This window comes from Pseudomonas viridiflava (assembly GCF_001642795.1).
GTDB lineage: Bacteria > Pseudomonadota > Gammaproteobacteria > Pseudomonadales > Pseudomonadaceae > Aquipseudomonas > Aquipseudomonas viridiflava.
Window position 1 is genome coordinate 260,601 of the sequence record NZ_LKEH01000047.1, and the last position, 11,874, is coordinate 272,474.

General features: G+C 61.7%; 7 protein-coding genes. 1 reads left to right on the forward strand and 6 read right to left on the reverse strand.

The window, feature by feature from the left end; translation table 11 throughout:
• Nucleotides 1-29: 29 nt before the first annotated feature.
• The 6 genes from ngg to mnmC form a co-directional block, all read right to left on the reverse strand.
• Nucleotides 30-1,778: an N-acetylglutaminylglutamine synthetase gene (ngg, locus tag AO065_RS24245; protein WP_004879423.1), complete on the reverse strand. Its 1,749-nt coding sequence runs from the start codon at nt 1,776-1,778 to the stop codon at nt 30-32.
• A 4-nt stretch (nt 1,779-1,782) separates the two neighbouring features.
• A complete protein-coding gene (locus AO065_RS24250; RefSeq protein ID WP_004879425.1) occupies nt 1,783-3,555 on the reverse strand; it encodes an N-acetylglutaminylglutamine amidotransferase in 1,773 nt (590 codons plus the stop codon).
• A 167-nt stretch (nt 3,556-3,722) separates the two neighbouring features.
• Nucleotides 3,723-4,799: a lipocalin-like domain-containing protein gene (locus tag AO065_RS24255; protein WP_004879430.1), complete on the reverse strand. Its 1,077-nt coding sequence runs from the start codon at nt 4,797-4,799 to the stop codon at nt 3,723-3,725.
• Nucleotides 4,789-7,257, reverse strand: coding sequence for an ABC transporter permease (locus AO065_RS24260; RefSeq protein ID WP_004879432.1), 2,469 nt, complete (start codon nt 7,255-7,257; stop codon nt 4,789-4,791). The genes AO065_RS24255 and AO065_RS24260 overlap by 11 nt, the downstream gene beginning before the upstream one ends.
• 1 nt (nt 7,258) lies before the next feature.
• The gene (locus AO065_RS24265) at nt 7,259-7,927 is read right to left on the reverse strand and encodes an ABC transporter ATP-binding protein (protein ID WP_004879433.1); all 669 of its coding nucleotides are present in this window, start codon (nt 7,925-7,927) and stop codon (nt 7,259-7,261) included.
• Between the two features lie 302 nt (nt 7,928-8,229).
• A complete protein-coding gene (gene mnmC / locus AO065_RS24270) occupies nt 8,230-10,221 on the reverse strand; it encodes a bifunctional tRNA (5-methylaminomethyl-2-thiouridine)(34)-methyltransferase MnmC2/FAD-dependent 5-carboxymethylaminomethyl-2-thiouridine(34) oxidoreductase MnmC1 (RefSeq protein ID WP_004879440.1) in 1,992 nt (663 codons plus the stop codon).
• A gap of 151 nt (nt 10,222-10,372) precedes the next feature.
• Between mnmC and pap the strand changes: the two genes are divergently transcribed.
• On the forward strand, nt 10,373-11,869 hold the full coding sequence (gene pap / locus AO065_RS24275; protein ID WP_004879442.1) for a polyphosphate:AMP phosphotransferase: 1,497 nt from the start codon (nt 10,373-10,375) through the stop codon (nt 11,867-11,869).
• Nucleotides 11,870-11,874 lie beyond the last annotated feature (5 nt).

Below are 11,874 nucleotides of genomic sequence, written 5' to 3' on the forward strand. Positions count from 1 at the left end.
CGCCGCTTCGGTCCAGCGCTTGTAGCTATCTAGTTGTGCGCAGGCAGGCTGTGCGGAAACAGCAGGTCGACGAAGCGTTCGGCGGTCGGTTGAGGCTCGTGGTTAGCGAGTCCGACGCGCTCATTGGCTTCGATGAACACATACTCCGACTGGTCGGCAGCCGGAACCATCAGGTCCAGGCCGACCACCGGGATGTCCAGTGCGCGGGCAGCCCGTACAGCGGCATCGACCAGTACGGGATGCAGAATGGCCGTGACGTCTTCCAGGCAGCCGCCGGTGTGCAGGTTGGCGGTGCGGCGCACAACCAGGCGCTCGTCCATCGGCAGAACGGTGGCGTAGTCGTGGCCTGCCTCACGCACCGTGCGTTCGGTCTCTCCATCCATGGGGATGCGGCTCTCGCCATCGGTCGCAGCCTCGCGACGACGGCTCTGGGCTTCGATCAACTGCTTGATGGTATGGCGGCCATCGCCAATGATCTCGGCGGGGCGGCGTATCGCTGCGGCAACCACTTCGAAACCGATCACCACGATGCGCAGGTCCAGACCTTCGTGAAAACTTTCCAGAATCACGCGGCTGTCGAACTGCTTCGCATGCTCGATGGCGTTCTGTACATCTTCCGGCGTGCGCAGGTCAACGGCAACGCCTTGGCCCTGCTCGCCGTCCAGCGGCTTGACCACAATCTGGCCGTGCTCTTCAAGAAAAGCGCGATTCTGTTCCTCGCTCCCAGCGCATTGCTGAGCCGGGAGGCGCAGACCGGCTGCCTTCAGAGCGCGGTGCGTCAGGCTTTTGTCCTGGCACAGGGTCATGCTCACGGCACTGGTCAGATCGCTCAGCGACTCGCGGCAGCGAATGCGACGCCCGCCATAGCTGAGGGTGAAAAGTCCCGCGTCCGCGTCGTCGACCTGAACGTCGATCCCACGCCGGTGAGCTTCTTCGACGATGATCCGCGCGTAGGGATTGAACTCCGCCTGCGGGCCAGGACCGAGGAACAGCGACTCGTTAATGCCGTTCTTGCGCTTGATGGCGAAGGTCTGCAGGTTACGGAAATTCAGTTTGGCGTAAAGCGCCTTGGCCTGTTCGTTGTCATGCAACACCGACAGGTCAAGGTAGCTCAGACCACGGCTCATGAAGTGCTCGACCAGATGTCGGACCAGCACCTCACCCACACCCGGACGCGTGCACTGCGGATCGACCGCAAGGCACCACAGGCTGCTGCCTTTTTCCGGATCATTGAAGGCTTTCTGATGGTTGAGCCCCATCACACTGCCGATCACGGTGTTGGTGCTTTCATCCTCTGCGATCCAGTACACCGGACCGCCCTGATGACGCGGCGTCAGCAGCGAATGATCGATCGGCAACATGCCGCGTGCCAGATACAGGTTGTTGATGGCCTGCCAGTCCGACTCGCTCTGCGCGCGACGAATGCGATAGCCGCGAAACACTCGTTGCGCCGGGCGGTAGTCACTGAACCACAGACGCAGCGTGTCTGACGGATCAAGGAACAGTTGCTGCGGAGCCTGCGCCAGCACCTGTTGGGGCGCAGCCACGTAGAGCGCAATGTCACGCTCACCCGGTTTCTCGTTCAGCAGCTCATGAGCCAGCGCAGCCGGATCAGGATAGGTGTGGCCGATCAGCAGGCGGCCCCAGCCGCAGTGCAGCGCCAGGGGCTCGGCCTCCAGCAGACTGCCATCTTCGGCAAACCGTGCCTGCAGACGTTCGTACGAGGGCGACTGTCGGCGCAACAGGCGTTGGCTGTAAGTCGTCGCATTCTGTTTCATGGGATCACAGTCCTTGTTCGCTGAGCCACAGGTTCAGCGCTGCCAACTGCCACAGCTTCGAGCCACGCAGCGGGGTGAGTTGACCTTCCGGATTGGTCAGCAGTTTGTCGATCATGGCCGGATTGAACAGACCACGGTCCTGACTGGAATCCGTCAACAACTCGCGCACCCAATTCAGGGTATCGCCCTGCAAGTGCTTGAGACCGGGCACCGGAAAATAGCCTTTCTTGCGATCGATCACTTCGGATGGAATGACCATGCGCGCCGCTTCTTTGAGCACATGCTTGCCACCGTCCGGCAGCTTGAATTTGCCAGGAATGCGGGCGGACAGTTCGACCAGACGGTAGTCCAGGAACGGCGTACGCGCTTCCAGGCCCCAGGCCATGGTCATGTTGTCGACACGTTTGACCGGGTCATCCACCAGCATCACAGTGCTGTCCAGACGCAGGGCCTTGTCGACAGCGGCGCTCGCGCCCGGCTGGGCGAAGTGGTCGCGGACAAAGTCACCGGCTGCGTCGTTGGCGGTCAGCCACTTCGGCTGCACGGTTTCAGCATATTCTGCGTAGCTGCGGTCGACAAAGGCGTCGCGATAGGCGGCCACCGGGTCGCTCGCACCGTCAACCTGTGGATACCAGTGGTAACCGGCGAACAGCTCGTCAGCACCCTGGCCGCTCTGAACGACCTTGCAATGCTTGGCCACTTCACGCGACAGCAGGTAGAACGCGATGCAGTCGTGGCTGACCATCGGCTCGCTCATCGCACGGAAGGCAGCGGGCAATTGCTCGATGATCTCGCTTTCCTGAATGCGCAGCTGATGGTGACGGGTGCCGTAGTGCTTGGCGATGAGGTCCGAATACTGAAACTCGTCGCCGCGCTCGCCACCGGCATCCTGGAAACCGATGGAGAAGGTCGACAGGTCTTCGACGCCCACTTCGCGCAGCAGACCGACCAGCATGCTGGAATCGACACCGCCCGACAGCAGCACGCCGACATCCACCGCAGCACGTTGACGAATCGCCACGGCTTCACGGGTGCTGTCGAGCACGCGGTCGCGCCAGTCTTCCAGGGTGAGGTTTTTCTCGTCCTCATGAGGACCGTACGGCAGCGTCCACCAGACTTTCTGCTCGACCTGACCGCTGGCGTCGATGCGCATCCAGCTGGCCGGTGGCAGTTTCTCGACACCTGCCAGCAGCGTGCGTGGCGCAGGGACCACGGCGTGGAAGTTCAGGTAATGGTTGAGCGCGACCGGATCGAGCATCGGGCTGATATCGCCGCCCTTGAGCAGCGCAGGCAGCGACGAGGCGAAACGCAGGCGCTTGTCGGTCTTCGACAGGTACAGCGGCTTGACGCCCAGACGGTCGCGGGCGATGAACAGGCGCTTGCTGTCACGCTCCCAGATAGCGAACGCGAACATGCCGTTGAGCTTGGGCAGCATGTCTGCGCCCCACGCGTGGTAGCCCTTGAGCAGCACTTCGGTATCGCCACCGGAATGGAACTGATAGCCCAGCGCTTCCAGCTCGGCGCGCAGTTCCGGGAAGTTGTAGATCGCACCGTTGAAGGCCATGGACAGGCCAAGGTGGCTGTCGATCATCGGCTGCGCCGACCCATCGGACAGGTCCATGATTTTCAGGCGGCGATGACCAAGGGCAATCGGCCCCTGGCTGTGAAAACCCCACGCATCCGGGCCGCGAGGCGCCAGCTCATGGGTAATGCGTTCAACAGCGGCAAGGTCCGCTGGTTGATGGTCGAAACGTAGTTCACCTGCTAATCCGCACATAAGTCCTTACCGGGTTTCCGTTGGGGAGGTGGCTGAGAAAGTCCAGCCACCCAGAAACTGACCCGAGGCAAAGGCGGTAGTTTTAGAACAAAAAGTTATAAAGATCAGGGCTCTCTGGACGTGGTTCCGGTATCAGGCGTATGGGTTGGACTGGCCGGTGACCGGAATCAATGCCCCGTCATCTCCAGATAGCCCACACCGCTCTGGCTGCCATGGAACCTCACAGGCCCCTCCCAGTAGGGAATGCTCATGCCCATCCAGGCCTTGGGATTGAGCGCTTCGGTGGTGATGTCCAGATGCTTGCCGGGGACCTTGACCGACCATACTGTGGGCACCTGATGGTCGTCGATGGTTGTGGTCTTGAGGGGTTCAAGGCTGATTTCGTCTGCGCTCAGTAACCGGGTAGTACCATCGGCGCCAATCCAGTTGCCTGTCACATAGGGCGCACCGTTTTTGTGGCGAATTCTATAGAGCATCAACCGGTCGCCGCCCGCCAGCTGCAGGGAAAACCAATCCCAGCCGGTTTGATCGGCGGTAAGTGGTTGGCTGCTCCACTCCCGGTCCAGCCAGGCGTTGCCGGTGACCTGATAGGTTTTGCCTTCGATCTCGACGCTGCCCCTGGCATCGAAAAACGGTTGGCTGTAGTAGTACGACGCCTGTCCTGCATCGGATTTTCGGCTGTAGCCTTCCTTGCCTTGCAGCACCACTGGCTGGGCCGTCGTGAGATTCAGGTGATAGCGGAAATCCTTGCCGCTGGCCTTCAGTTGGACGCTTGCCAGCGGATCGTCAGTGTGCGAGTCGCTGCTCATCGACCAGTCGTCGATCCACGCAGAGAACGGCGCTGTGGTGACATTGGCCTGATCGACACCGCCACGGGCGTAGCGCTCTGCCACGTAATGCCGGGTCGCTGATGTGGCCGCAGCGTGCCCCAGCCAGATCGTGCCGTCGTTCCAGCCGCTGCCGGTCTGAGTGCCTGGCCGTATGGCGTTGCGAAACAGCGTCCACTGCACGCCGAACTGCTCGCCCTTGTCGTCCTTGAGGGTGGCAGTGATGTACCACCATTCGAGGCGGAAACCGGGGTGCTGTCCATGATCCTGCGGGAACGAAAACACCCGGCCCGGTGTGACCTGGCTGTACGCGTCCGCGGTGTTGCCCAGCCCGGCGAAACCGTTGTCCGGCATCGGCTTGTCGTCGCAGGCGCTCAGCAACAGAGCCAGCATGAGGAGCAGCCATCTAGCGTTCATGGGCAAACGTCCTCAACAGATCGCTTGGACGACTTCTGTACAGCTTGAACAGCGGCCAGGCCGAGGCCAGCAGGGTCGCCACCATCGCAAGCAACATCAGTTGCAGCAATTGCAGCGGGAAAACCCGAAGCGGCAATCGCCAGCCGAATGCTTGCACATTGATGACCGCATTCAGGCACCAGGCCAGCGCTATGCCCAATGGCAGAGCCAGCAGCAGAGTCAGTACCGCCAGCATCCATGTCTGCCCCAGATTGAGCAGCATCAGTTTGCGTCGTGTCACACCCATCGCCCACAGTGGCGCGAGCTGACCGAGACGACTCTGGCTTTGGGTGAGCAGGCTGATGAACAGCGCTATCCCGGCCACGCCCAGGGTCAGGCTATTGAGTGCAGCGGTGGCTGCGAACGTGCGCTCGAATACCTGACTGGACCAGCTTTTCAGCTGGCTCTGGTCGATGATGTGGCTGTCATCCAGCACAAATTGCTCCCTTAGCGCAGTGATCAACGGTGCGATGGCGGGCTGATCGATTCGCAGGTTGAAGCGCACCGGCGTCAGGTTCGGCCAGTGAGCGAGCAGGTGCCTGGCGTTGACCAGCAAGTGGCCCTTGGGGTTGCCGTAATCGGCATAGATACCCACGATACGTGCCGACCATTGGCCTGTCGGCAAGGGAATGTTCAACGTGTCGTCCAGCCCCAGCTTGAGACGACGCGCCATCTGCTCGCTGAGCATGATGGTGTCCTGACTGGCCAACTGACCCCAGGCATCGTTCGAGGCTTCAAGCAACTCCCAATGCTGGCGATAAGTTGTGTGATCAATCACGCCAAACAGATCGGAGGGCCAGCCTTGTATCTGTATCGGCACTTGCCAGTTCGGCAGCACGGCCTTGATCTCCGGCTGTTGGTTCAGCCAGTTATGCAGCGGCTCGGCTTGTTCGGGGTTCTGAGGACTGACGTACAGTTCAGCGGTCAGGCGCTGCTCCAGCCAACTGTTAAAGGTTTCACGAAAGCCCGAGGTCATGCTGCCCGCGCCGATATTGGCGGCCATCGCCAGCAGCAGTGCCATCAGCGCCAGGCTTAGTGCAGGCAACTGCTGTCTGCAATCGGCCAGGAACCACTGGCCTATGACCGAACGGCTGCGTTTGAGCAGCGTGCCAAGCACTGCATCCAGCAGTACAGGCAGACCGAGCGCAGCGCCGAGCAGTATCGAACTCACCAGCACGAATCCCAGTAACAACGAATGGCCCAGCAACAGGGCAGCCAGTGCGACGACCGCGCAGATCACTGCGACCCAGCCCTGGCGTCGCAGCCAGCGAGCGTGAGCCTGCTGCCACGCCTGTGCGTCGGCCAGTGCCAGCAAAGGCATGCGAGCGGCGCGCAGCAGGCTGTTGGCACCCGCCAGCAGCGCGCCGAGCAGGCTGACGCCGATGCCACTGAACCACCACCCTGCGCTCAGCTTCAGTTGCCCGGCGACTTCGGCGCCGTAGAGCCCTCGCAGGCTGGCAGCGACGTCCGGCAGCAGCAGGCTTGCCAGCAGGTAGCCGCTGATTACCCCGAATAACCCGCCGAGCAGCGCCAGAGCACCGAGCTCCATGCCCAGCGTTGCAATCAGCATTCGGGCGGTAACCCCGCAGGCTCTCAGGTTGCGCAGCAGGCCGCGGCGTTGCTCGAGCGCCAGGCCGATCGCCGCGTGTACGATGAACAAACCGACGATGAACGACAGCACACCCAGTGCGTTCAGGTTCAGGTGAAAGCTTTCGGTCAGGCGCTCAAGATTGTTTTCTTCGCCCGCTTTCCTGATCACCAGTTTGCCTGCCAGCGGAGCAGGCATGGGCGCTGAGAATCCCTCGGGCAATAGCAGCCGGGACAGCTGGCCGTTGGCACCGAGCAGCGGTTGTGCAAAACCGATGTCGGTGAGCAGCAGGCCGGGGGCCATGTCCGGCGTCACGCGCAGGGGCGGCAGCGATGCGCCGTTTTCCGTCAGCGGCTGCTGGCCTTCCTTGAGATTCAGTGCATGCAGGGTCTGCGGCGATATCCAGGTCGCCCCTGGCGGTGCAAGGAAGTCCACGACCTGTTCCGTATCCAGTGTCTTTCTCGCCAGCGACGAGCCTTTGGGCAAGGTCACAGGCTCGATGCCCATCAGTTGCAGCCTTCGGTCTTCGTGCCCTTTGAGCGTGATCCGGCCTTGCACCATGGGCGACACCGGCCAGCCTGAGCGACGCAATTGAATGAACAGGTCCTGTGAGAACACCTTGCCATCGGCCGCTTCGATGTAGGACTGCGGCTGGCCGCCAATCAACTGGCTGGCCTGCTGATAGCTTTCCCGTGCCTGACTGTTCAGCGCCTGCACGCCGGTCAGCAGTGCCGTCGCCAGCCACAGCCCGGTCAGCACGCTGAAGAACTGCACCGGGTGGCGTCGCCAGTGGCTGAGCAGGGCGCGCAACGTCCAGTAAAACACCCGCATGTCAGCGCTCGCCTTCGTTCGCCAGGCGGCCCAGATGCAGCACCTGTGTGCGCGCCAGTCGTGCCGCAACGCGCGGGCTGTGAGTGACCATCAGGAGGGTGGTTGCGCTGTCGTCGAGCAGGTCCAGCAACAATTGCAGTACTTCGCCACTGGTGGTTTCGTCGAGGTTTCCAGTGGGTTCGTCCGCCAATAGCAGACTCGGCCGGGAGGCAAGGGCGCGGCCAATGGCGACACGTTGCTGCTGGCCGCCGGACAATTGCTCGGGATAACGGTCCAGCAGCGCATCCAGGCGCAGGCGCTCGACCAGCCGTGCCTGCCAGACCGGGTCGTAGCGCCCGGCCAGACGCGCCTGAAATGCCAGATTATCGGCAACCTTGAGGCTGCCGATCAGGTTGAATTGCTGGAACACCAGACCGATTTCCGTACGTCGCCAGTTTGCCAGCTGGCTTTCGTTCATCAGGTCCAGACGTTGCCCGGCGATTTCGATCGTGCCTGAGTCAACCTGATCGAGCCCGGCAACCAGATGCAACAGCGTGCTCTTGCCACTGCCCGATTCGCCCATCAACGCCAGGCTTTCACCTCGCGCCATGTGCAGATCGACACCCCGCAAAACCGCCAATGGGCCTTGAGCCGTGGTGTAATTCTTGAATACGTCTCGCACTTGCAACATGAGGGGCTCGACTGGCTGTACTGACAATAAGGATAGCGGCTGAGCGAGTGTGCGTCGCTGAGTGGCTTAATACTGATTGCGCTAAGGGCATCGCGTTCCGCTTAACATTCGTGTACGGCCAGGAAAGTCACGCGGAGCGTTACGGGCTGTATCCCTATCGCTCTGCACTCATCGTTATACACAAGTCTTGCTGCAACCAACGGACTGTGGGAGGCGGCTTGCCGGCGATGCATTTTCCGAAGCAACACATCAGCGACTGAGCTGACGCCATCGCCGGCGAGCCGCCTCCCACGGGTACGCATTCAGTCAGAGACTTTATGCTCGCCCCGAATCAACCCGCGCAAGGCAAACCGGTTCGGGTGACAGGCTTCGGCGACGCTGCGAGGCAGCGGCAGCGGTTCGTTGTCGAGCCAGGCGGCGAGGAGTTCGGCGCACAGCGGGGCGGTGATCAGTCCACGTGAACCGTGGCCGCTGTTGACGTAAAAACCGTCCAGCCAGGGACAGGCGACGTCCGGCACCTGACGCGCATCCTTGCCCAGTGCAGCGAAGGCTTCCATAAACGCTTCACGGTCCGCCAGCGGACCGACGATGGGCAGGTAATCCGGGCTGGTGCAGCGAAACGCAGCGCGGCCTTGCAGGTGCTCGGGTGGCAGGTCTGCTGCTTCCAGACGCTCTACAAGATCGTGGGAAATCTCTTCCAGCATCTGCAGATTGCCCAGATGATCGGCCAGATTGGGCGTCAGATCGACGCTGTTGAAGTCAAAGCTCGCCCCCAGCGTATGCTCACCCAGCCGCGCGGGCGCGACGTAACCTTCGGCGCAGACCACCGTACTCAATGCTGTGCTGGCCGCAGTCTCCGGCAGGCGAGTGATCTGCCCGCGAATGCGTTTGAGCGGCAACTCCGCGCTTTGCGCAAACTGTTTGATGTCGGCGGCACCGGCCAGCACCACGACTGGCGCGCTGTCGATCAAGCGCTCGTTATCCCACGCCTGCCACTGCCCACCGACCTGACGCAGTTCCAGCGCCTCGTGATGAGCGATCAACCGAATGTTCGGGTGAGTGGCCTGCCTGTCGCAGAGGGCAGGCGGATGAACCCAGCCGCCTTCCGGGTAAAACAGCCCGCCGCTGGCCAGCCGGATACCGCTGCGTGCTTCGGCCGCAGACTGGTCCAGCAGATGCAGAAGCGATTCAGGAAAAGCCTCGGCCAGTTGTGCCTGACGTTTGGCTTCTTTGTCGTCGAAGGTCAGTTGCAGCACACCGCAACCGTCCCAGTCGACGCCGCGCTGCAAGCGTTCGAGCAGGCGCCGGGTATGCCCGAACCCGCTGAGAATCAATTGGGACAACGCCGTGCCGTGCGCCGACAGCTTGAGGTACAGCACGCCCTGCGGATTGCCCGAGGCTTCCTGCGCGGGCGCGGCATGACGCTCCAGCAGGCTAACCTGCCAGCCCCTGTTCGCCAGGCTCTCGGCCGTGGCGCAACCGGCCAGCCCGGCGCCGATCACCAATGCCTTGCGCTCATTGTGCAGCGCAGGCGGACGGGCGAACCAGGGTTTGGCGGCGGGCACAGGGACGGACTCTTCAGGCCACGCGATGAACGTACCGCGCAGCACTTCCCATTTATGACCGATCCCCGGCACGCGCTTCATCTTGAAACCCGCAGCATTCAGTGCGCGGCGTACCCAGCCGGTGCTGGTGAAGGTGCCGATGGTCGTCGCTGTTGTCGACAGTCGCGCCAGCTCGGCAAACAACTCCGGTGTCCACATCTCGGGATTTTTCGCGGGCGCGAAACCATCGAGAAACCAGGCATCGATCTGGCCGTCCAGTTGCGGCAGCATGTCCAGCGCATCGCCGATCAGCAGCGTCAGCGTGACCCGGCCCTGATCGAACACTATGCGCTGAAAACCCTCATGCACGGCCACATACTGATCAAGCAAAGGATCTGCGAACGCCGCCAGCTCCGGCCACAACGCCAGCGCCCTTTGCAGGTCGTCGCGGCTCAACGGGTATTTCTCGACGCTGACGAACTGCAGCCTTGCACCGGGGCGGGCGCATTCATCGAACAACTGCCAGGCGCAGAGGAAATTGAGCCCGGTGCCGAAACCGGTTTCGCCGATGATCAGCCGTCCGTCTTCCGGCAATTCCGTGAAGCGTCGGCGCAGGTCGTTCTGCACCAGAAACACATGGCGCGTCTCTTCAAGACCGGATTCGGTGGAAAAATACACATCGGAAAACGTACGCGAATGCGGATTGCCTTGTTCGTCCCAGTCGATCTGGGCGTGGCGGGTAATGGTCATGTTCGGCTCAGCGGTGGCAATGGCCGCATTTTAGCCGTGTGTGCGGATAAAAGCGGTATTGCTGTTGCACCGATTGACCCATGTGGGCATTCGGTGGTCACTATATGCATCTGGCCATCATCCCCGGCCCCGATCATGAAGGGAGCAGTGCATGTTTGAATCCGCTGAAATCGGTCACGCCATCGACGACGAAACCTACGAGGCCGCCGTGCCAGCCTTGCGCGAAGCGTTGCTCGAAGCCCAGTACGATCTGCATGAGCAGGCCGGACGTCAGGTCATCGTGCTGATCAATGGCATCGAAGGTGCGGGCAAGGGCGAGACCGTCAAGCTGCTCAACGAGTGGATGGACCCGCGTTATATCGAAGTGCGGACCTTCGATCAGCAGACTGACGAAGAACTGGCCCATCCACCGGTCTGGCGCTACTGGCGGCAACTGCCCGCGAAGGGGCGCATGGGGATTTTCTTCGGCAACTGGTACAGCCAGATGCTGCAGGGCCGGGTGCACGGTCATTTCAAGGATGCGGTGCTGGATCAGGCCATCAGCGCTGCCGAACGTCTGGAAAAGATGCTCTGCGATGAAGGCGCGGTGATCTTCAAGTTCTGGTTTCACCTGTCCAAGAAGCAGATGAAGTTGCGCCTCAAGACGCTGAAGGACGACCCGTTGCACAGCTGGCGCATCAGCCCGCTGGACTGGCAGCAGTCCCGGACCTACGACAAGTTCGTGCGCTTTGGTGAGCGTGTGTTGCGCCGTACCAGCCGCGAATATGCGCCTTGGCATGTCATTGAAGGCGTGGACGCCAATTATCGCAGCCTGACGGTCGGGCGCTTGCTGCTCGAAGGCATGCAGGCGGCACTGAACAAGGTCGAAACTGAGGTCAAGTCGCAGAGCGCAGGCCCGCAGGCGAGCCACGACGAAGAGCTGACCCTGCTGGACAGCCTCGACCTGAGCCGCAGTCTGGAAAAGGATGATTACAAGGAGGCGCTGATCACCGAGCAGGCGCGCCTGTCCGGCAACCTGCGCGACAAGCGGATGAAGCGTCATGCGCTGGTGGCGGTGTTCGAAGGCAACGATGCGGCCGGTAAGGGCGGGGCGATCCGTCGTGTTGCGGCGGCACTGGACCCGAGGCAGTACGCCATCGTGCCGATTGCCGCACCGACCCAGGACGAGCGCGCTCAGCCTTATCTGTGGCGATTCTGGCGACAGATTCCGGCACGCGGCAAGTTCACCATTTTTGATCGTTCCTGGTACGGGCGCGTGCTGGTGGAGCGGGTCGAAGGTTTCTGCAGTGAGTCCGACTGGATGCGCGCTTACTCGGAAATCAACGACTTCGAAGAACAGCTCACCGATTTCGGCATCGTGGTGGTGAAGTTCTGGCTGGCGATTGATGAACAGACCCAACTGGAGCGCTTCGAGGAGCGTGAGCAGATCCCGTTCAAGCGTTACAAGATCACCGAGGACGATTGGCGCAACCGCAAGAAGTGGCCGCAATACCGTCAGGCCGTCGGCGAAATGGTCGACCGCACCAGCACCGAAATCGCACCCTGGACGCTGGTCGAAGCCAACGACAAGCGCTGGGCCCGGGTCAAGGTACTGCGCACGCTTAACGAAGCGCTTGAGGCTGCGTTCGCCAAGGACAAGAAGAAGTAACAACA